General features: G+C 73.7%; 9 protein-coding genes. 5 read left to right on the top strand and 4 right to left on the bottom strand.

What is annotated here, in order from left to right:
* Positions 1–13: 13 nt before the first annotated feature.
* The 5 genes from ACFYY6_RS31835 (at position 14) to ACFYY6_RS31815 (ending at position 14,921) form a co-directional block, all read left to right on the top strand.
* Positions 14–5,881, top strand: a complete 5,868-nt coding sequence (locus ACFYY6_RS31835) for an amino acid adenylation domain-containing protein (protein WP_389196862.1) — start codon at positions 14–16, stop codon at positions 5,879–5,881.
* 70 nt (positions 5,882–5,951) lie between these two features.
* Complete coding sequence (locus ACFYY6_RS31830; protein ID WP_389196860.1) at positions 5,952–7,016, top strand: ketoacyl-ACP synthase III family protein; 1,065 nt, start codon at positions 5,952–5,954, stop codon at positions 7,014–7,016.
* 23 nt (positions 7,017–7,039) lie between these two features.
* The gene (locus tag ACFYY6_RS31825; protein ID WP_389196858.1) at positions 7,040–12,289 is read left to right on the top strand and encodes a type I polyketide synthase; all 5,250 of its coding nucleotides are present in this window, start codon (positions 7,040–7,042) and stop codon (positions 12,287–12,289) included.
* A gap of 421 nt (positions 12,290–12,710) precedes the next feature.
* Positions 12,711–14,273 carry a tryptophan halogenase family protein gene (locus ACFYY6_RS31820; protein WP_351522280.1) on the top strand — a complete coding sequence of 521 codons (1,563 nt, stop codon included), beginning with the start codon at positions 12,711–12,713 and terminating at the stop codon, positions 14,271–14,273.
* Between the two features lie 105 nt (positions 14,274–14,378).
* The gene (locus ACFYY6_RS31815) at positions 14,379–14,921 is read left to right on the top strand and encodes a flavin reductase family protein (protein ID WP_386609364.1); all 543 of its coding nucleotides are present in this window, start codon (positions 14,379–14,381) and stop codon (positions 14,919–14,921) included.
* On the opposite strand, the gene ACFYY6_RS31810 is transcribed toward ACFYY6_RS31815, so the two are convergent.
* From ACFYY6_RS31810 to ACFYY6_RS31795, 4 genes are all read right to left on the bottom strand, one after another.
* Positions 14,836–15,831, bottom strand: a complete 996-nt coding sequence (locus ACFYY6_RS31810; protein WP_389196856.1) for an ArsR/SmtB family transcription factor — start codon at positions 15,829–15,831, stop codon at positions 14,836–14,838. The two genes, ACFYY6_RS31815 and ACFYY6_RS31810, sit on opposite strands and share 86 nt — an antisense overlap.
* A 110-nt stretch (positions 15,832–15,941) precedes the next feature.
* The gene (locus ACFYY6_RS31805) at positions 15,942–17,285 is read right to left on the bottom strand and encodes an NAD(P)/FAD-dependent oxidoreductase (protein WP_389196854.1); all 1,344 of its coding nucleotides are present in this window, start codon (positions 17,283–17,285) and stop codon (positions 15,942–15,944) included.
* A complete protein-coding gene (locus ACFYY6_RS31800) occupies positions 17,282–17,563 on the bottom strand; it encodes an acyl carrier protein (RefSeq protein ID WP_351522274.1) in 282 nt (93 codons plus the stop codon). Before ACFYY6_RS31800 ends, ACFYY6_RS31805 begins: the two co-directional genes overlap by 4 nt.
* Positions 17,560–22,743, bottom strand: coding sequence for an amino acid adenylation domain-containing protein (locus tag ACFYY6_RS31795; protein ID WP_389196852.1), 5,184 nt, complete (start codon positions 22,741–22,743; stop codon positions 17,560–17,562). The genes ACFYY6_RS31800 and ACFYY6_RS31795 overlap by 4 nt, the downstream gene beginning before the upstream one ends.
* Positions 22,744–22,761: the final 18 nt, after the last annotated feature.

The raw sequence follows: 22,761 nt of genomic DNA, 5'->3' as shown, positions 1-22,761 counted from the left end.
GAATCTGCGAGCGATGGAGTCGGAAATGGTCCAGGGGGACGCGGTACGGCTGCCTTTGTCCGCCGGTCAGCAGGGAGTGTGGTTCGCTCATCAGCTGGACGCGTCCGGACAGAAATACAACTGCGCGGAATACATCGCCGTGGACGGGCCGCTCGACCTGGCCCTGCTCGATGGGGCCTGGAGCCTGCTGCGCGCCGAGGCCGACATCGTCCGTATCCGGACCGTCGTCCGGGACGACGGCGGATTGTGGCAGGTCCTGGACCCGGAGCACGCGACCGTCCTGCCGACGACGGACTTCGCGGGCGCGGCCGACCCGGAGGCGGAGGCCCTGCGGTGGATGCGGGAGGACGTCCGGCGCCCGCTCGATCTGGCCGCCGGGCCGATTTCCCGCTTCGCGCTGCTCAGGCTCTCCGGGAAGAGGTACTTCTTCTACTACCGCATCCACCATGTGGTGGTCGACGGTTACGGAGTTCATCTGCTGGGCCGAAGGCTCGCGGAGCTCTATTCCCAGCTGGCCGCCGGGCGGAATGAAGTGGAGCCCGTATTCGGGTCGCTCACGGAACTGCTCGCCGAGGAATCCGCTTATCGCGCGTCCGCCGATTTCCCGGCGGATCGCGCCTACTGGCTGGAGCGCTTCGCCGACCTGCCCGAGCCGTTACGGGTCCCGGGGCGCCCGGGTGCGGCGGCGGAACTGCCGGAGGAACTGCTGCGGCTGCGGCTGGCCGCCCCGATCGCGCCGGACGATCTCGACCTGCTGCGCGCGGCGGCCGCCGCGACCGGTACGACCTGGCAGATCCTGTTCACCGCGATCGTCGGCGTCTACCTCCATCGCGTCACCAACCGGCGGGACATCGTCCTCGGGCTGCCGGTGACCGGCCGGCGCAGCATCGCGTCGCGCCGTACGCCCGGCATGACGACCAACAGCGTGCCGGTACGCCTGGCCGTCTCCCCCGGCGAGAGTCTCGCCCGGCTGGTGCCCCGGCTCACCCGGGAGATCGGCGACGCGCTGCGGCACGAGCGGTTCCGGCTGGAGGACCTCCAGCGCGAGCTGGCGCCGGAGGGCGAGATCGGCGCGCTGCTCGGACCGATCGTCAACTTCATGCCGTACGGCGGTCCGCTGCGGTTCGGAAACACCCCGGCCACCAGCCACAACCTGGCGTCCGGGCCGACGCTCGACCTGTTCGTCACCGTCCGTCCGGAGCCCGGCGGCGAGGCGCTGTCGCTGGTCCTGGAGGCCAATCCCGAGCGGCACGATCTCGAGGGCCTCACCGCCCATCGGAAACGGTTCCTCGCGTTCCTGCGCGCGGCCGTCGGCGCCCCGGACGCACCGGTCGCGTCGCTCGACGTGCTCGGTCCCGAGGAGCGGCACCGGCTGCTCGTGGAGCTGAACGGGACCGCGCTCGCGGTGCCCGACCGGACTGTTCCCGCGCTCGTCGCGGAGCGGGCGGCGGCCGCCCCGGAGCACGTCGCGCTCGTGGACGGCGCGCGCACCGTGACGTACGCGGAGCTCGACACGCGGGCGGAACGGCTCGCCCGCCTGCTGGCCGAACGGGGGGTCGGGCCCGAGGACTTCGTCGCTCTGGCGCTCCCCCGATCGCCCGAGCTCGTCGTGGCGATGCTGGCGGTGTTCAAGGCGGGTGCGGCGTTCGTGCCCGTCGACATGACGTACCCCGCCGAGCGGATCGCGTACACGCTCGACGACTCCGCTCCCGCGTGCGTGATCACCACGGCCGCGCTCGAAGCGCGAGTGCCGGGGAAGGCGCCCCGCATCCTGCTGGACGAGGACGGCGTGGACGCGTACGAGGGCGCCGCCGTGGCGGGCGGGTCCCGGCCGCCACTGCCCGGACCGGACCCCGACCACCCCGCGTACGTCGTCTACACCTCGGGGTCCACCGGCTCCCCCAAGGGCGTCGTCGTGCCCCACCGGGGGCTGGGCAATCTGGTCGCGGACCACATACGGCGGTACGGGCTCGACACCGGCAGCCGCGTGCTGCAACTGGTCTCCCCCGGATTCGACGTGGCGATGGCGGACATCTGGCCGACGCTGGCGGCGGGCGGGCGGCTGGTGCTGGCTCCCGCCGGTCGGACCGTCACGGGCCCGGCGCTCGCGCGGCTGCTGCGCGCGGAGGGGGTCACCCAGGCCGCCGTGCCGCCGGTCTTCCTGGCGCGCATGGCGGCCGACGACCTGCCGGAGCTGCGGGTGCTGATCACCGGCGGCGAACCGGTGGCGCCCGAAGTGCTGCGCCGATGGGCCACGGGGCGACGGATGTTCAACGAGTACGGCGTGACGGAGGCGACCGTCACCACCACGGTGAGCCGGCCGCTGTCGCCCGCCGGTGCCCCGCCGATCGGCGGGCCGGTCGCCAACTCCCGGGTGTACGTGCTGGACGACTCCATGGCGCCGGTCCTGCCGGGCGTGGTCGGGGAGCTGTACATCGCGGGCGCCGGGCTGGCCCGGGGCTATCTGCGCCGCCCGGAGCTGACGGCCGGACGGTTCGTGCCGTGCCCGTACGGAGCGCCCGGCTCACGCATGTACCGCACCGGCGATCTGGTGCGGTGGCGCGACGACGGGCAGCTGGAGTACGTCGAACGGGCCGACCACCAGGTCAAGATCCGCGGGTTCCGCATCGAACCGGGCGAGATCGAGGCGGTGCTGGCCCGCCACCCGTCGGTGGGGACCGCGATCGTGGCCGTCCGGGAGAACGGGCCGGGCCGCAAGCGGCTGGTCGCCTATGTGGTGACCGCGCCCGGTTCCACCGCACCGGACCCCGGGGAGCTGCGGGGCTTCGCGGCCCGTTCGCTGCCGGACCACATGGTGCCGGCCGCCGTGGTGCCGTTGGAGGCCGTGCCGGTGACCCCGAACGGCAAGGTGGACCGCCGGGCGCTGCCGGAACCCGACTTCTCGGCGGCCGTGCCCGGCCGGCCACCGTGCGACGCGCGCGAGGAGACCCTGTGCGAGCTGTTCGCCGAGGTGCTCGGGCTGGAGCGGTTCGGTGTGGAGGACTCGTTCTTCGACCGGGGCGGTGACAGCATCACCGCGCTCCAACTGGTCTCGCGGTCGCACTCGGCGGGCCTTTGCATCGAGCCGGCCGACGTCTTCCGGTACCCGACCGTCGCCGAGCTCGCCCCGCACGCACGCGAGCGGGCGGACGGGGACGCGACCGGGGGCGACGACGAGGTGGTCGGGGCCGGTCCGGTGGCCGGGGTGCCCGCCCTCCGCCGGGCGGCGCGCCTGCTGCGGACACCGGCCGGGGCGGGGCACGAGTCGGTGCTGCTCCGGGTGCCCGCCGGGGCTGGGTTCGACGCGGTGGCCGAGGCCGTCCGGGCCCTGGTGGACCGCCATGACGCGCTGCGGCTGCGGCTGGCGGTGAACGGTGCCGGAGGATGGGACGCCGTGACGCTGCCTCCCGGGACGTTCGGCGCGCCGGAGCTGGTCACGCGGGCGGGTCCGGACTCCTTCGGGGAGCCTTTCGGAGATCTCTTCGAGGACGCGTGTGCCGCGGCGCGGTCCCGGCTGTCGCCCGCCGACGGGCTGATGGCGCAGTCCGTGTTCTTCGACGCGGGCCCCGACCGTGCGGGGCGGCTGCTGCTCGTGGCGCACGCGCTGGTGGTGGACGCCGAGTCGTGGCGCGTCCTGCTCGCGGATCTCGCCGCGGCGTGGGAGGACGTGGTCGCGGGGCGGGCCGTCGCCCCCGGTCCGGCCGGGGCGTCCGTGCGGGCATGGGCCGCGCGGCGGGCGGCGCCGGACCTTCCCGACGACGGCGCGAACCCGGGCCCGGCCACGGGCCGGACCCGCAGCCTGCGCATGACGCTGCCCGCGAGCGAGTTCGGCGCGTTGCGGACCACGCTCGCCGGTCTGTACCGGGCCGATCCGGGCGAGGTGCTGGCGACCGGCCTGGCGCTGGCGTACGCGCGGTGGGCGAACCGGCCCGAGGACGACGCGGCGGGCGGCGCGGTACGACTGGAGTGGCGGCGCCGGGACGCCGCGGCCGGGCGGACCGTCGGGCCCCTCACCGACGCGGTCGCGGTCCGCCTCGACACGGACGGGGCGTCCTGGGACGAGGTGTGCGCGGGATCGCCGTCGGTGGCGGGGGTGCTCAAGGGGGCCAAGGAACGGCTGCGCGCCCCGGGGGTGACCGCGGGGGCGCCGCCGCTCCTCGCCTTGTACGACCGCGGGCTGCTCCGCCTGGCCGGAGGTGGCGACGGAAGGCTCTTCGGGGACGGGGACGGCCCGGCCGGACACGACGGGGACTGGCTTCCCGTGGCCGGTCCGGACGGACCGCACTCCGCGTTCTCGTTCGCCGCCGAACCGGTGACCGTCCCGGCGGGTTCGGTGGCGTTCACGACCGTGGCCTACGACCTGGGCGCGGAGCCCGAGCTGGACGTCACCGTGGTGTGGGACGGCGACCGGTACACGGACTCCGCGGTGAAGGAGCTGACCGAGTCGTGGTCCACCGCGCTGGCCGGTCTGGTCGCCCACGGCCGGTCGGCCGGGGCCGGCGGCCTCACCCCCTCCGACCTTCCGCTGGTGGATCTGGACCAGGCGGGGATCGACGCGCTCGCCGCCGCCCACCCCGGCCTGTCCGACGTGCTTCCGCTCACCCCGCTGCAGGAAGGGCTGCTCTTCCACAGCGTCCTCGCGAAGGACGGGGCCGACGCCTACGCGGCGCAGCTGGTCTTCGATCTGGAGGGCCCGCTGGACCCGGTGGCGCTGCGGGCGGCGGCGGGCGCGCTGCTCGGGCGGCACGCCGGGCTGCGGGCCGCGTTCCGGCACGAGGACGTGGCGCGGCCGGTGCAGATCATCTGCGAGGACGTACGGATCCCTTGGCGGGAAAGGGATCTGACGGGCCTTCCGGAGGAGGGGCGCCAGGAGGAGGCGCGCCGTCTGGCGACGGCGGAGCGCGGACACCGGTTCGACATGACGGCGCCACCGCTGCTGAGGTTCCTGGTGCTGCGGCTCGGGAAGGACCGCCATCGACTGCTGCTGACGGCCCATCACATCCTTTGGGACGGCTGGTCGACGGCGATCCTGGTCCGTGAGCTGTTCACGCTGTACGCGCGCGGGGGCGACGCCTCGGTGCTGCCGCCCGCCCCGCCGCACCGCGACCATCTGGCCTGGCTCGCCGGCCGGGACCGCCCGGCGGCGCGGCACGCCTGGGCCGCCGCGCTCCGGGGCCTGCCCGGCCCCACCCTCGTGGCCGACGACGCCCCGGAACCGGCACCGGCGCAGCAACACCTCACCGAGCTGCTGGACGAGGAGCTGACCGCGGCCCTGGTCGGACGGGCACAGGCCCACGGGGTCACGCTCAACACCGTCGTGCAGGTCGCCTGGGGGTTGTTGCTGGCCGCGATGACGGGCGCCGACGACGTGGTGTTCGGGGCCTCGGTGTCCGGGCGTCCGCCGGAGCTGCCCGGGGTCGAGGACATGGTGGGCCTGCTGACGAACACCGTCCCGGTCAGGCTGCGGCTGCGGGCCGGCGAACCGGTGCCTCGGACCCTGGCGCGGCTCCAGCGTGAGCAGAGGGCGCTGCTGCCGCACCACCATCTGGGGCTGGGCGACATCCAGCGGCAGGCGTCGGGGCCGGACGGCGGGGCCGCTCCCGGCCCCGGCGGCGGTGGTCTCTTCGACACCGCCATCACCTTCGTCAACCACTCCTTCGACGCCGAGGACCCGGCCGCGGCCGGGGGCCTGCGCCTGGTCTCCTTCGACGTGGACGACGGCACCCACTACCCGCTGCGGCTGGCCGCCGTGCCGGGGCGCTCGCTGACCCTGCGGCTCGGCCACCGGCCCGACGTGTTCTCCCGCGCGCAGGCGAGGCGGCTGCTCGGCCGGCTGGTGCGCACGCTGGAAACGCTCGCGCACGGCGACCCGGTGCTCTGACCCCACCGGGTCGCGGCCCCGGCCGCGACCCGCCCACTCCCATTCCACCGATCGAGGAGGCGAGGCGGCCTTGCGGACGCCCGACGTATTCATCAAGGGGCTCGGAGTCTTCCTGCCCGGCACGGTCGCCGTCGAAGAGGCCGTCGAGAGCGGGCGGTACTCCGCCTTCGAGGCCGAACTGCACGAACTGGCCGGTGCCGCCGTGGCCGGTGAGATCCCGGCGCCGGAGATGGCGCTGCGCGCGGCCCAGGAGGCGTACAAGCGCTGCGGGCACCGCCCCGGCGACACCGATCTGCTGCTGTATGCCGACTCCTGGCACCAGGGGCCCGACGGCTGGCAGCCGCAGTACTACCTCCAGCGGCACCTCGTGGGCGACGAGGTGCTCGCGGTCGAGGTGCGGCAGGGCTGCAACGGCATGTTCGGCGCCCTGGAACTGGGCGCCGGACACCTGCGGGGCCGTCCGGCGGCCGGGGACGGCGCGGGGCGGCATCCGACCGCGCTGCTCGTCGCGTCCGACAACTTCGGCACCCCGATGATGGACCGCTGGACCATGGGTCCCGGCTATGTGGCCGGGGACGCCGCCGCCGCGGTCGTGCTGACCACCGAGCCGTCGTTCGCCCAGCTGCTGTCGGTGGGGTCGGTCGCCGTGTCGCAGGCCGAGCAGATGCACCGCGGCACCGAACCGCTGTTCCCGCCCGGTCCGACGGTGGGGCGCCCACTGGACTTCCAGGCCCGTAACGCCGAGTTCAAGCAGGCCGCGCTCGCCGACGGCGTGGGCACCGGCGCCCTCGTACGGGTCCACGGCATGACGCTGGAGCTGGTCGAGCGGACGCTGTCGGAGGCGGGCATCGGCCTCGCCGACGTCACCCGGGTCGCGTACATGAACTACTCCCGGGAGATCGTCGAGCAGCGCTGCATGGCGGCGCTGGGCCTGCCCATGGAGAAGTCGACGTGGGAATTCGGCCGGACGGTGGGCCACCTCGGGGCGAGCGACCAGATCGTCTCCCTCGACCATCTGCTCGGCACCGGTGAACTGGGGCCCGGCGACCACTTCCTGATGCTCGGCGTCGGCCCCGGCGTCACCCTGTCCTGCGCGGTCGTGCGCATCCGGCACACCGCCCCGTGGTGCGGTTGATCGAGTCGAAGGAGACCGAAGTCGTGTCCAACACAGACAAGTCCGCGGCGCCCGAGGCGATCGCGGTGATCGGAGCCGGCTGCCGGCTGGCGGGTGACGCCGACTCCCCCGGTACGTTCTGGGAGATGCTGCTGGCCGGCCGCGACGGCATCGGCGACATGCCCCGGGACCGCTGGGGCGTCTACCGGGACCTCGGTCCCGAGCACCGCGCCGCGGTGCGTCGCGCCGACATACCCGGCGGGTTCATCGAGGACGTCGAGGGCTTCGACTCCGCATTCTTCGGTCTCACACCGCGCGAGGCGGAACTGATGGACCCGCAGCAACGACTGCTGCTCGAAGTGGTGTGGGAGGCGCTGGAGGACGCGGGCATCCCGCCGCGGAGCCTCGCGGGCGGCGACACCGGTGTCTTCGTCGGCATCGGCTCGGACGACTACGGGCGGCGGCTGCTGGAGGACCTGCCCGGGATCGAGGCGTGGACCGGGATCGGCAGCGCCATGTGCGCGGCCGCCAACCGGATCTCGTACGCGTTCGATCTGCGCGGCCCGAGCATGGCCGTGGACACCGCCTGCTCGGCGTCGCTGGTCGCCACCCATCTGGCCTGCCAGAGCCTGCGGGCGGGCGAGAGCTCCGTCGCCCTGGTCGGCGGCGTCAACCTGATCATCAACCCCGGGCTGTCGCTGACGCTGGAGTCCGCCGGTGCCACCGCACCCGACGGCCGCTGCAAGCCGTTCGACGCGTCCGCCGACGGGTACGGCCGGGGCGAGGGCGGCGCGGTCCTCGTCCTCAAGCGGCTCTCCGACGCCCGGCGCGACGGCGACCGGGTCCTCGCCGTCGTCCGCGGCAGCCACGTCAGCCAGGACGGCCGCACCAACGGCATCATGGCCCCCAGCGGCACCGCGCAGCGGGAGCTGCTGGAGGCCACGCTGCGCCGGTCGGGCATCGACGCCGGTTCCGTCGACTACGTCGAGGCCCACGGCACCGGCACGCGACTCGGCGATCCGCTCGAAGCGGGCGCGCTGTCCGCCGTGTACGGCGAGGGGCGGCCCGCCGACGCGCCGCTGCTGATCGGCTCGGTCAAACCCAACATCGGGCACCTGGAGGCCGGGGCCGGGGTCGCGAGCCTGCTGAAGGCCGTACTGGCCCTGCACCACGGCGAGATACCGCCGAGCCTCAACCACCACGAGGGCAACCCGGCGATCGACTGGGCCGGGGGCGGTCTGCGGGTCGTCACCCGACGCACCCCGTGGCCGGACCGCGGCCGGCCACGCCGCGCCGGGGTCTCCGGCTTCGGATACGGCGGCACCATCGCGCACGTCCTGCTGGAGCAGGCCCCCGCGCCCGGCCCGGCACCGGAGCGCGCCGCGTCCACCGCACCCGGGCGGACGCGGCTCTTCCCCGTCTCCGCCAAGTCGCCCGCCGGGCTGCGCGCCTACGCGGGCGCGCTGGCCGACTGGCTGAGCGCTACCGGCGCGGGCCGGGGCGCCGCTCTCGACTCCCTGGGACACACCCTGGCACTGCGCCGCTCGCACCTGGACCACCGGGCCGGGATCGTCGCCGCGACCCGCGAGGAGCTGGTCGCGGGACTGCGGGTCGTGGCCGAGGGGGAGCAGTCGCGGGAGGCGGTCGTCGGCACGGCACCGGCGGACCCGGGACGCGGGCTGGTGTGGGTGTTCTCCGGCCACGGTTCGCAATGGGCGGGCATGGGCCGCGAACTGCTCGCGTCCGAGCCCGCGTTCGCCGCGGCGATCGACGAACTGGAGCCGGTGTTCCTGGAGGAGATCGGCTTCTCGCCCCGTCAGGTGCTGCTCGACGGCGACTTCGAGACCGTGGACCGCGTCCAGACCATGATCTTCGCGGTGCAGATCGGGCTGGCCGCGGTCTGGCGCGCCCACGGTGTCACCCCGGACGCCGTGATCGGCCACTCCGTCGGCGAGATCGCCGCGGCGGTGACGGCCGGGGCGCTGTCCCGGCAGGACGGCGCCCGGCTGATCTGCCGACGCTCCGAGCTGCTGCGCCGGGTCGCGGGGAAGGGCGCCATGGCGATGGCGAGCCTGTCCCTGGAGGAGGTCACCGAGCGCCTCGCGGACCGTACGGACGTGGTCGCCGCCATCTCCGCCTCCCCCGGCTCCACGGTCGTCTCGGGCGACGCCGACGCGGTCGCCGCACTCGTCGAGGAGTGGCGGGAGCAGGGCGTACAGCTGCGACAGGTGGCGTCCGACGTCGCCTTCCACAGCCCGCAGATGGACGGGCTGCTCGACGAACTGGCCGCCGCGGCGGGTGACCTGGCCCCGCGTGAGCCGGTGGTCCCGATGTACTCGACGGCGCTCGCCGATCCTCGTACCACCCCGTCGGCGGACGGGGCGTACTGGGCGGCGAACCTGCGCAACACGGTGCGGCTGGCGGCGGCGACCCGGGCCGCGTCCGAGGACGGCTACCACGCGTTCCTGGAGATCTCCGCGCACCCCGTGGTGGCCCACTCGCTCGGGGAGACCCTCGCCGACCTCGGGCGGGAGGACGCGTTCGTCGGGGCGTCGCTGCGGCGCAACCAGCCGGAGCGGTCCTCGCTGCTCGCCGCGCTCGCCGCCGTCCACGCCTCCGGTATCGGGTGCGACTGGGCACGTCTGCACCCCACGGGTGACCTGGTGACCCTGCCGCGGGTGGCCTGGCAGCGGCAGCCGCACTGGCGGGAGACCCGCTTCCCGGGGGCGGGTCAGGGTCTCGGGCACGACGTGGACGCGGCGACGCTCCTCGGTGCCCCGGTCGCCGTCGCCGACCGGCCGCTGCGGCTGTGGCGGACCGTGCTGGAGGACGCGAACCGCCCGTACCCCGGCAGCCACGCCATCAACGGGACCGAGATCGTGCCCGCCGCCGTGCTGATCAACACGTTCCTCGCGGCGGCGGAGGACGGGGACGGCGCGGGCGCCCCGGAGGGGGAACGCACGGGCTCCCGGGCGCTGGGCGGTATGGCGCTGCGGCTGCCGCTGACCGTCGGCGAGCGCCGCGAGATCCAGGTGGTGCACGGCGACGACGGGTTGCGGCTCTCCTCGCGGACCGCGGACGGTGACGGCTCCTGGCTCACCCACACCACCGCCACGGTCCTGGACACGCGCCCCTGCGTACCGGTCGAACTGCCCGCGTCGCCCGGCGCGCTCGTACCGGCCGACCCGGGCGGGATCCAGCGGCATCTGGCCTCCGTCGGCGTGCCGACCATGGGCTTCGACTGGAACGTGGAGGAGTTGCGGCGCGCCGAGGGCGTGCTGCACGCACGGGTGACCGCCGCGCGGCCGGAGCGGGCCCCGGCGACCTGGGCACCCCTCTTCGACGCCGCCCTGTCGATCGCCCCGTCCGCCTACCCGGGGCCCGCCGCGCTGCGGATGGTCGCGCATCTGACGGCGGTGGTCGTCGAGGGCGTGCCGCCGACGGCCGCCGACATCCGGGTCGTGCACGATCCGACGGCGGACGCGGTGGACGTGCTGATCGCGGACGCCGCCGGCCGGGTGCTGGCCGCGCTGACCGGCGTGCGGTACGCGTCGATCGGCCAGGAGTCGATGACCGCCGCCAGGCCCGAGGACCTGGTCCACGAGGTGGTGTGGCGTCCGCTGGAGGAAGCGTCGCGGTCCGGTGGTGACACGGGAGGCGCCGGGCGGGACATTGTGCTGATCGGCGCGGTCGACCACCCCCTGGCGGGTGCGCTGCGCGAGCGGATCGTCTCCGAGGGGCGGCGGTTCTCGGCCCTGAAGCGGCCCGAGGACCTCGACGACCCGGCCGGGCTCGACCCGGCCACCGACGTGCTGGTGCTGCCGCCGTCGCCCGCGCCGGGCGAGTCGGTCCCCGACGCGGCCGCCGCGAACGCCTGGCTGCTGCTGGCGACGGCACAGCGGCTGGCCTCGTCGGGCGCCGTGAAGTTCCCCCGGCTGTGGGCCCTGACGAGCGGGGTGCGCGAGTCCCGGGAGGCGAGCGGCCCCGCGCACTCCGCGCTGTGGGGGCTCGGCCGGGTGCTGGCCGGTGAGCACGGCGAGCTGTGGGGCGGCATCATCGATCTGCCGACGGACACCGCCAAGACGGCCGATGCGCTGCTCGACGTGGTGCGGGCCGCGCCGCGGGAGGACGTGGTGTCGCTGCGGTCCGGTGGCCGCGCCGAGGTCGCCCGGCTCGCCCGCACCGGGCGGGAGTCCCGGCACGAGGCGGTGGTCTGCCGCTCCGACGGCACCTATCTGATCACCGGTGGGCTGGGGGTGCTGGGTCTGGAGGTCGCGCACTGGCTGGCCGGGCGCGGGGCCCGGCGCCTGGTGCTGGCCGGGCGGCGGGGGCTGCCGCCGCGTGCCGAGTGGGACGCCGTCGAGGACGAGGCGACGCGGCGTCATGTCGAGCGGGTGCGGGCGCTGGAGGCGCTCGGGGTGACCGTGCGCGTGCTGGCGCTGGACGTCGCCGACGCGGCCGGGGCTGCCCGGCTGCTCGCTCCGGACGCGCTCGGGATGCCGCCGGTCCGGGGGATCGTGCACGCCGCGGGTGTGCTCGACAACCGGATGGTCCCGGACGTGGACGAGGAGTCGTTGCGGGCCGTGATGCGGCCGAAGGCGCAGGGCGCCTGGGTGCTGCACGAGCTGTTCCCGGTCGGCAGCCTGGACTTCTTCGTGCTGTTCTCCTCCTGCGGCCAGCTCCTCGGGCTGCCGGGTCAGGCCGCTTACGGTTCCGCCAACGCGTTCCTGGACGCCCTGGCGCACCATCGCGGTGACACCACCGGTTTCGGCTGGACGTCGTGGCGTGGCCAGGGCATGGCGGTGAACGAGGTCGTGGACCTGGAGCTGCGCGAGCGGGGCGTCACCGCCATCTCGGTGTCCGAGGCGTTCGCCGCGTGGGACCACGCGGCGCGGCGCGGTACCGGTCACTTCCCGGTGCTGCGGACGGTCCCGCTGGAGGCGGGCGGGGAACGGCCGCCGCTGCTGCGGGAGATCGGCACGGCGGAACCGGAGGCGGCGGAACCGGCGCAGGACGGCGGGGACTCCTTCGCCGGGCTGTCCGGCGAGGCGTTGCGCGAGCGGCTCACCGGGGAGATCGCGGCCCGGATCGCCGGGGAGATGCGGTTGCCGGTGGCGTCGCTCGACATCCGCCGCTCGCTGGTGGAGCAGGGGCTGGACTCGGTGATGACGATCGTCGTCCGCAGGCGTCTGGAGAAGCGGTTCGGGCACAAACTGCCGGCCACGTTGCTGTGGCACCAGCCGACGGTGGCGGCGATCGCCGGGCACGTCGCGGAGCTGCTGTCCGGGGAGTGAGCCCGTACGCGGAGCCGCCCTCCTCCCCCGCCGGGAGGAGGGCGGCTCCGTCGTGTCCGGGGCCCGTCGGGGGTCGTCGGGGCCCGTCGGGGCCCGTCGGGGGTCGTCGGGGGTCGTCGGGGGTCGGAATGGACGCCTCAGGGCCGTGTGCCGACCGCCCTGATGGTGCGAAACATCGAATTAATCCCTTCCACGGGATTCGGTGCTGGACTTTCGCGCCGGATCATCGACCTCCTCTTTTGGAACACCCGCCAACGGCCGCGGGACCCAAACTCCCGCCGCGGCCGGGGAATTTCACCGGATTCCCGCCTCCGAGGGCCGGTGTGCCACCTGCGATTTTCATCGGTCGCTTAAGGGCCTTCCGGGGGTTGCGCAGTGGACCTAGTGTCGTTTTTCGTCTGGCCCTCGTGGAATTACCGGATTGGAGACGCTCGTGCTCAACAAGGTCGTCATCGTGGGTGGCGGTACGGCGGGTTGGATGACCGCCTCGTACCTCAAGGCCGCTTTCGGCGAACGGATCGACATCACGCTGGTGGAGTCCGGAAGAGTCGGGACCATCGGCGTGGGCGAGGCCACTTTCAGCGACATCCGACACTTCTTCGAGTTCCTGGGACTCAAGGAGAAGGACTGGATGCCGGCCTGCAATGCCACGTACAAACTGGCGGTCCGGTTCGAGAACTGGCGGGAGAAGGGGCACTATTTCTACCACCCGTTCGAGCAGATGCGTTCGGTGAACGGCCATCCGCTGGCCGACTGGTGGCTGCGGGAGCGGCCGACCGAACGGTTCGACAAGGACTGCTTCGTCATGGCCTCGGTCATCGATGCCGGGCTCAGCCCGAGACGGATGGACGGCACCCTGCTCGACCAGCCCTTCGACGAGGGCGCGGACGAGATGCGGGGCCTGACGATGTCCGAGCACCAGGGCAAGACCCAGTTCCCGTACGCGTACCACTTCGAGGCCGCTCTGCTGGCCAAGTACCTGACGGCGTACGCGGTGGAGCGCGGCGTCCGGCACATCGTCGACGATGTCGAGACGGTCGGTCTCGACGACCGGGGCTGGATCAGCGGGGTCACGACGGCCCGTCACGGCGAGCTCACCGGCGACCTGTTCGTCGACTGCACCGGCTTCCGGGGTCTGCTGCTGAACAAGGCCCTGGAGGAGCCGTTCGTCTCGTACCAGGACACCCTGCCCAACGACAGCGCGGTCGCGCTCCAGGTCCCGATGGACATGGAGAAGCGGGGCATCCGCCCCTGCACCACGGCCACCGCCCAGGACGCCGGGTGGATCTGGACGATTCCGCTGATGGGCCGGGTCGGCACCGGCTATGTCTACGCCAGGGACTACCTCTCGCCCGAGGAGGCCGAGCGCACCCTGCGCGAGTTCGTCGGCCCCGCCGCGGCCGACGTCGAGGCCAACCACATCCGGATGCGCATCGGCCGCAGCCGCGACTCCTGGGTGAAGAACTGCGTGGCCGTCGGCCTGTCCAGCGGGTTCGTGGAGCCGCTGGAGTCGACGGGCATCTTCTTCATCCACCACGCGATCGAGCAGTTGGCGAAGAACTTCCCCGGGCCCGACTGGCACCCCGCCCACCGGGACCGGTACAACGACGCCGTCGCCCATGTCATGGACGGCGTACGGGAGTTCCTGGTGCTGCACTACCTGGCCGCCAAGCGGTCCGACACGCAGTACTGGCGCGACACCAAGACCCGCGCCGTCCCGGACGGGCTGGCGGAGCGCATCGAGAGGTGGCGCGTCCAGCTGCCGGACAGCGAGACGGTGTACCCGTACTACCACGGGCTGCCGCCGTACTCGTACATGTGCGTCCTGCTCGGCATGGGCGGCATCGAGGTGCAGCCGTCGCCGGCGCTGGCGCTCGCCGATCCGGGCGCCGCGCGGCAGGAGTTCGAGGCGATCCGGGAGAAGACACAGGCCCTGGCCCGCACGCTGCCCAAGGCGTTCGACTACTTCTCCGGGATGCGCTGACGCCGTCGTGGCGCCTCCCGTCCCGACGTCCGTGGTGGCCCCGCCGCGCGGGTCCACCACGGCGGGCCTCCCGCAGGTGTCCGTACCGACAGAAAGCGGAACGTGATGAGGGAATCAGTCATTCCGTCGGCCGTCCGGACGCCGGTCCCGGCGTCCGGCGAGGAGTTCCGGACGCTGATGAGCGGTTTCCCCACGGGTGTCGCCGTCGTCACCGCGACGGGCCCCGACGGGGAACGGTGGGGCATGACCTGCTCGTCGCTGTGCGGGGTGTCGCTGGAACCGCCGGTGCTGCTGGTGTGTCTGCGGACCGGGAGCCCGACGCTGGACGCGGTGCTCGGCTCGGGTTCCTTCGCGGTGAACCTGCTGCACGCGGGCGCCCGGAGGACGGCGGAGCTGTTCGCCTCCGGCGATCCCGACCGGTTCGGGAAAGTGGTCTGCACGGCGGACACGCAGGCGGCGGGGCCTCATCTGGCCGACGACGCGCACACCGTCGCGGACTGCGCGGTGCTGTCGGCCCGGCCGGTGGGCGACCACGTGCCGGTGTACGGGGTGGTCCGCCGGGTCACCCGGCGAGGCGATCGGGTCCCGCTGCTGTACGGGCTGCGGGGGTTCCGCGCGTGGCCGGAGGGTCCGCCGGACCGGGGCTGACCGCCGTGGCGCCGTCGCGCAGCCGGCCACCGAGGAGCGCCATGCCGAGCGGTGTCACGGTGTGCAGCACACTGTTGCGCACGCGATGGGTGGTGATGAGGCCCGACCGGCGCAGGACGGCGGTGTGCTGGCTGGCCGCGGCGGAGGAGACCCCGAGGCGCGCGGCGAGCTGGCCGGTGGTGCAGGTGGCGGTCAGGGCGCGCAGCGCGGCCGCCCGGGTCTGGCCGACCAGGGCGCTCAGCGCCCGGCCGTGGTTGTCGGGCCGCCCCCACGGGGTGGCGGCCCGGGTGCCGGTGGCGGGGACGGCGAAGACCAGCGCCGCCATGCCGGTGCCCCGCTCCCGTTCGACGACCCTGCCGGGGTGGCCCGGCAGGAAGACGGTCGGGCACAGCAGCAGACCGCGCCCGTCGAGGTGGAGATCGCGGTCGGGGCCGTCCGGGATCTCCAGGACGGCCCCGCTCCACACGATCCGCGGGTGGAGGGTGGCGAGCAGTCGCTCCATCCCGCCGCCCATGGCGATCCGGCCGCGCGCCTCGCACTCGGCGTCGAGCCGTTCCCCGATGCGTTCCCAGTCCGGGGCGACCACCGCCCGCCACACGTCCAGGGCGAGCCGGGACAGTTCGGCGCGGGAGGCTCCGGCCGGTGTCCCGCGGTCGTCCGGGGAGCCCCGTTCCAGCAGGCGCAGCACGTCGTCGGGGTTCGCGATGCCGCGCGGCAGCCGGCCGGGGGACGGCCAGGACGGGGCTCTTCGGAGGAGTCTGTGGTGTGCCTCCGCGCGCCAGCGGGCGTAGCCGGCGTGGCCCGGGGCGGCCAGCGCGCCGAGCGCGAGGGCCCCCTCGGCGAGGGGGCCGAGGGTGCCGCACAGCCGGGTGCGGGCCAGGTCGGACGCGGTGAAGTGGATTCTCTGCATGGGTCTCGCCCCCGTGGGTGGTCGACGGCCCGGCTCTCCCGGTCGTGGGTACGGCATTCCGCCCGGCGCCGTGGCACCGGGCGGAATGCGGTGGAGGTGCGTCCGGTGCGTCAGAACGAGGGGGCCGAGGTGGGGGCCCGCAGTGTGCCCAGGTAGGGGTGCCACAGATGGTCCGGGTTGTTCTCGACCTCGGCGACGATCTCGCGCATGGCGGCCAGTGCCTTGGGCTCCTCGCCGTCGTACACGTCGCCCTGGAGCATCTTCAGTACGTCGATGCGGTAGCGCGGATCCTGGACGAAGGCGGTGAACAGGACGTTCAGGCGGTAGTAGATGGAGATGAACTCGTACCAGTACCGCACCGCGCGCCGCAGCTTGGTCTCGTAGGTCTCGAACCGCTTCCTGGTGTAGTCGCCCGCCTCGTGCGCGGCGATGATGTCCTGGGCGGCGATACGGGCGCTGTTGAGGGCGACGCTGACGCCGCTGGAGAAGATCGGGTCGACGAACCGGGCCGCGTCGCCGATGAGGACGAAGCGGTCACCGCATATCTGCCGCATGGCGTAGCTGTAGTCGCCCTCCGCCTTGAACTCCCGGATCCGCTTGGCGTTCTTGAGGGCGTCGTGGAGTTCGGGCCGGCTGGAGACTAAGTCCCAGAAGAATCCCTCACGGTCGGTGGCCGCGGCGGCGAAGCGCTTCTTCTGGGTCACCACACCGAGGCTGGTGATGGTGTCGGTGATCGGGATCTGCCACAGCCAGGTGTCCTTGATGGGCAGGAAGTGGACGAAGATGTGGTCGCGCTGGGAGGCGTGGCCGGCGATCGCGTCCCGGTCCAGGCCCTCGAACCAGGTGTGGACGGCGTACTGGTCGAAGACCGGGTCGGCCACCTTCACCTTGAGCTGGCGTCCGAGCAGGGTCTGGCGGCCGGAGGCGTCGACGACCATGCGCGCGGTGAAGTCCACCTCCTTCGACGCCAGGCGCACGGTGAGCCGCACGAGTTCGGGGTCGGCGAAGTCCGTCCTGAGAACCCTGGCCCCGTTGAAGACGGTGGCGCCCTGCTCGTCGGCGTGACGCAGCAGGATGGCGTCGAACCGGCCGCGGTCCACGTGGAAGGTGTAGTCGCGGTCGACGCCCGGCTGGTTGCGCTCGACGAACGCGATGTCGGCGGTCCAGCCGTGGCTGAGGCCGCTGTAGCCCATCCTCGGAATGTCGCGGGACTCGGCGGAGGTCCACGAGGCACCGTACTTCTTCGGGAAGTCCGCCTCGTCGATCTTCTCCAGGGCGCCTATCTCGTGCAGGACGGGCGTGGTCGCCGGTACGAGCGATTCCCCGACGTGCGGGCGGGGAAAGGTCTCGCTCTCGAACACGACCACGGAAAGCCCGGCCCGAGCGAGGTAGGAGGCCATGGTGGAACCGGCCGGGCCGCCGCCGACGACGGCCACATCGAAGTCCGCCTTCATGCCTTCTCCCCCTGTTCATCGGATTCCTGCGACAGTTCGTGAAGCATTCCGGCGATGGTCCGGATGTCCTTGAAGTGATGCGCGTCGATCTTCGCGGGCGACACGTACAGAGCCATTTCGTCGCGGATATGGGTCAGCAGGAGAGCGACCCGCAGCGAGTCGAGGACTCCCGATTCCATGAGCGGCGTCGTGTCGTTCAGTTCCGCCCGGGCCTCGCCGTGGAGGAATTCCTCCCCGATGAATTTCACGAGCGCGGATACGTAGTCGTCTTCGGTCATCCCTCTTCGCTTTCTGCGCGATGCCAGGTCTCCAGGTCTTCCTGCGACATCCGGTCGATCTCGGCACGCACCTCCGCCTCGACCACCTGCGCCAGTTCGGCCACGGTGCTTCCTTCGAAGACGGCCCGGGTCGGGAAGTCGATGTCGAAGGTCTGCTGGATCTCGGCGATGAGCCGGATGGCGAGGATCGAGTTGCCGCCTTCCCGGAAGAAGTGGCTGTGGGCGCCGGCCGGACCGCCGAGGAGGTCCTCGAAGATCTCCGCGATGCGTTCCTCGACGACGCCGCGCGGGGCGACCGCGTCGTCCGGGGCCTCGCGGTCCGGGTGCGGCAGGGCGGCTCGGTCCAGCTTGCCGTTGGCGTTCAGCGGGACGGAGGCGATCGGTGCGAGCGCCGACGGGACCATGTGGTCGGGCAGCCGCGCGGCGCAGTGCGCGACGAGCGTCTCCCTCAGCTCGCCGGGGTCCCCGGCTCCGGGCACCGGCACCCAGTAGGCGGCCAGGCTCGCGCGGCCGGAGGCGTCGTCCACGGTGATCACGACCGAGTCCCGCACGGCCGGATGGTCGTCGAGCACGCTCTTGATCTCACCGGTCTCCACGCGGTGGCCGCGGATCTTCACCTGCCCGTCGCGCCTGCCGACGAAGTCGACGTCCCCGCCGGGCAGCAGCCGCACGAGGTCGCCGGTGCGGTAGAGCCGGGCGCCCGCGGGGCCGTACGGATCGGGTACGAAGCACTCGGCGGTGAGGTCGGGGCGGCCCCCGTAACCGCGTGCGACACCGGTGCCGCCGACGTACAGCTCGCCGACGACGCCCACGGGCACGGGGCGCATCCGGTCGTCGAGGACATGGACCGTGACGCCGGGCAACGGCCGTCCGATGGGCACCGATTCGCCGGTGACCGGGGCCGTCACGGGGTGGACGGTGGTGCCGACGGACGCCTCGGTGGGCCCGTACTCGTTGATCAGCCGTCCGGGGCCCAGGGCCCGGGCCCACCGGTCGGCCTGCCGCACCGGCAGGGCCTCTCCCGCCACCACGACGAGTTCGGCGAGTCCGGCCGTCCGCTCGGGCGTGAGCCGGCTCGCGAGGATCTCCAGATGACCGGGCGTCAGTTTGAGGAAGGAGTACGGGGCCCCCGCCACGAGGAGTTCGCCGAGCGCGGCCAGATCCAGGTCCTGCGGCAGCAGCCGCATCGGCCGGCCGGCGAGCAACGGCGCCCACAGGTTCGGCACGACCAGGTCGAAGGCGACCGAGGAGAACACCGCGCCGCCGCCGGTGCCCCGGGAAGCGAGTTCCTCGACCGCCCAGCGGACATGGTTGGAAAGGCCCCGGTGGGTGATCTGTACGCCTTTGGGGCGGCCGGTCGAACCGGAGGTGTAGATGACGTAGGCCAGCCCGTCCAGGTCCGGCGCGGGAGCCGGTTCCGACTCCGGGTCCGGGTCCGGGTACACGGGCGGCTCCTCGTCCGTGACCACGAACCGTCCGGTGAAGACCGGGGCGATCCGTTCGCGGTGCGACGCCCGGGTGACGAGGACGTCCGCACCGGCGTCCGCCAGCACCCGCCCGATGCGGTCGGGCGGGAAGGACGGGTCCAGCGGCAGGTAGGCGCCGCCGGCCCGCCACACGGCGAGAAGCGCGGCCGGGAGGTCGAGATCGCGGTCGAGCAGGACCCCGACCACGCACTCGGGACCGGTGCCGAGGGCGCGCAGCCGCCGGGCCAGCCGCCCCGCGTGCGCGTCGAGTTCGGCGAAGGTACGGGTGGCGTCGCCCGCGACCAGGGCGGTGGCGTGCGGCACGGCCGCGGCCCGCCGTGCGAACAGCTCCGGGACGGATGCGGTCACCTCGGGAGCGGGTGTGCGGTTCCGGCGCGCGAGGGCGTCGCGCTCCTCGACGGGCAGCATGTCCAGGGTGTCGAGGCGGCCGAGCGGGTCGGTCGCGACGGACGCGAGCAGCCGCTGGAAGTGGCCCGCGAGCCGTTCGACCGTGGAGTGCTCGAAGAGGGACGTGGCGTACTCCAGCGCACCGACGACCGTGCCGTCCGCCTGTTTGCGCATGTAGAGCGTGAGGTCGGTCTTGGCGACGGACGACACGGCGGTCACGGCGTCGAGATCGGCGGCGTCCGCCGCCGAGCCGGTGAGTCGCTCGTCGTGGTAGTCGAACGCCACCTGGTAGAGCGGGGTGCGCGAGAGGTCGCGTTCGGGGGCGAGTTCGGCGACCAGTTCCTCGAAGGGCAGCTCCTGGTGGCCGAACGCCTCCTTGCAGACGTCCCGGACGCGGTCGAGCGCCTGCTCGAAGGCGAGGGAGCCGTCCAGGGGACAGCGCAGCACGAGGCTGTTGAGGAAGAATCCGACGACGTTCTCGATCTCGGGGCGTTCGCGGCCGGCGACCGGTGTCCCGATCACCACGTCCCATTGGGCGGTGTACCGCGCCAGCAGGGTCGCGAAGGCCGTCAGCAGCACCATGAACGGGGTCGCGCCGCCACGCCGCCCCACTTCGCCCAGCGCGTCCGCGACGGGGGCGGGCACGGTGAACGGGACGAGCGCGCCGCGCGCGTCGCGGGCCGGCGGGCGGGGCCGGTCGGTGCGCAGGGCGAGGGGCGCGGCCCCGTCGAGCACGGCCCTCCAGTGGGCGAGTTCGCGCGCCACGAGGTCGTCGCTGAGACGGTTGCGCTGCCAGACGGCGTAGTCGGCGTACTGCACGGGGAGTTCGGGCAGTTCGGGCCGGTGGCCGGCGCGCAGGGCGTCGAGGATCCGGTGGAAGTCCTCGCGCAGGACGGTCGCCGACCAGCCGTCGCCGACGATGTGGTGCATCAGCAGGACGAGCCTTCGGTCGGGGGCGTCCGGCGAGCGGGGCGGCTCGGAGCCGCCCGGTGCCGACCAGGTCCCGGAGGACGGTGCGTCGTCCGGCTCGGTGATGAGGAGCGCGCGGACGACCGGCCCCCGTTCGAGGTCGAAGCCCCGCTCGGCGTCCGCCTCGACGACGGCGCCGACCGCCGTCCGCGGTGCCGTCGCGGTGCGCAGCTCCATGGGTGCGGGCGGGTCGATGATCTGGACGGGTTCGCCGCCTTGGCCGCCGTCGGCCACGAACCGGGTGCGCAACGCCTCGTGCCGGGCCCGGAGTTCGTCCAGGGCGCGCCGCACCAGGGCCTCGTCGTCGGTCGCGGGGACCCGTAGGAAGAGGCCGGTCACCCATTCGCGGCCGTGCGGTTCGATCCGTTCCAGCAGCCAGAGCCTGCGTTGGCCGAGCGAGAGCGGCAGCGGTCCGCCGCGCGGCACGGGACGGACCGGGGGTGCCTCGGCCGGGTCGGTGCCGTCGGCGGCGCCCTCGGTGATCAGACGGGCCTGGGCGGCGACGGTGGTCGCGCGGAGCAGTCGGGACAGTTCGACGGTCCTGCCGGTCGCGGCGCGCAGCCGGTTGGCGAGCCGGGTGAGCTGGAGCGAGGAGCCGCCGAGTCGGAAGAAGTCGTCGTGCACGCCGATGTCGTCGGTCCCGAACAGCTCGCGCCAGACGTCGGCGACGAGTCGCTCGGTCTCCGTCGTGGGAGCGGCGGCCGGGTTCCCGCTCGTGTCGGGCGCGGGCAGGGCCGACCGGTCCAGCTTGCCGCTGGACGTCCTCGGGAAGTCCGCGACCGTGAGGTACGCGGCGGGCAGATGGGTCTCCGGCAGCCGTCCGGCGAGGAAGGCGCGCAGTTCGTCGGGCGTGGGTGCGCAGGCGTCGGGCCGGTGGCGGAGGTACGCCGCGAGCCGGGTGCCGCCGGGTGCGGTGAAGGGGGCGACGGCCGACTCCAGGAGGGCCGGGTGGCCGGCGAGGGCCGCCTCCACCTCCCCGGGTTCGATCCGCACGCCGTTGACCTTGACCTGGTGGTCGGTGCGGCCGAGGTATTCGAGACCGCCGTCGGCCCGCTGCCGTACGAGGTCGCCGGTCCGGTACAGCCGGGCGCCCGCGGGCCCGTCCGGGTCGGGTACGAAGCGTTCGGCGGTGAGTCCGGGGCGGCCGAGGTAGCCGTGGGCGAGGCCGATGCCACCGACGTACAGTTCGCCGCGTTCGCCGGGTTCCACGGGGTGTCCGTCGGGTCCAACGACGAGGACGCGGATGCCGGGCAGGGGCCTGCCGATGGGCACCGGACCGGTGGACTGGACCGGGTCGAACCGGTGGCCGGTGACCTCGTTGGAGCACTCGGTGGGGCCGTAGGTGTTCCACACCTCGACCTCGGCCTCGCCGTCCTCGACCCGGTCCAGGAACCGCTGGACGAGTTCCGCGTGGAGCTGTTCGCCGCCCGAGGAGAGCAGGCGCAGGGCGGTGCGGTCGAGCCGGCCGGGTTCGTCGACCAGCATGCGCAGCACCGAGGGGACGACCTGGAGGACGGTGACCCGTTGCTCGTCGACCGTCCGCACCAGCAGCGCGGGGTCGCGTTCGGCACCGTCCGGGGCCATCACGACCGTGCCGCCGCCGATCAGCGGGGCGAAGATCTCCCAGCCTGCGGCGTCGAACGTCAGCGGTGTCTTGTGCAGGACCCGGTCCCCGGCGCCGATCCCATGGGTGCGCACCCGCCAGCCGACCTGGTTGGCGAGGCCCGCGTGGCCGACCACGACGCCCTTGGGGCGGCCCGTGGAACCGGAGGTGTGGAGCACGTACGCGGGGTGGTCGCCGGTCACGCGGACCGCCGGGGCGTAGTCCGGCAGGCCGTCGAGCACGGTGCGGTCGGCGTCGAGGCGCACCACGCGGACGCCGGGCACGTGGAATCCGGCACCCCGGCCGCCTCCGCCGGCCCCATCGGCCTCTTGAGTCCCTTCAGTCCCTTCAGTCCCTGTGGCTCCGCCGGTTGCCTCGGCCGGGTCCGGTCCGGTCACCACCACGGTGGCGCCCGTGTCCGCCAGCAGGGCGGCGGTACGGGCCGGGGGGTGGCCGGGGTCGAGCGGTACGTAGGCGGCGCCCGCCTTCCAGACGGCCAGCAGGGCGACGGCGAGGCGGGTGCCGCGGCGCAGCAGGACGCCGACCGGCGCGTCGGGTCCGGCCCCCGTGCGCAGCAGGAGGTGGGCCAACCGGTTGGCGTCGCGGTCCAGTTCTCCGTACGTCAGTGTCCGCTCCCCCACCACGACGGCGGGGGCGTCGGCGGCCGAGGCGGCCCGGCGCGCGACGAGTTCGTGGAGCGGCGCTGCGGCGGACGGGTCCGGCGCGTGGTTCATCAGCTCTCCCAGGGGTCG

This window comes from Streptomyces sp. NPDC001750 (assembly GCF_042892615.1).
Classification (GTDB): domain Bacteria; phylum Actinomycetota; class Actinomycetes; order Streptomycetales; family Streptomycetaceae; genus Streptomyces.
Note: the sequence above shows the minus strand (reverse complement) of the source record. Positions and strands in the feature narration are given on the sequence as shown.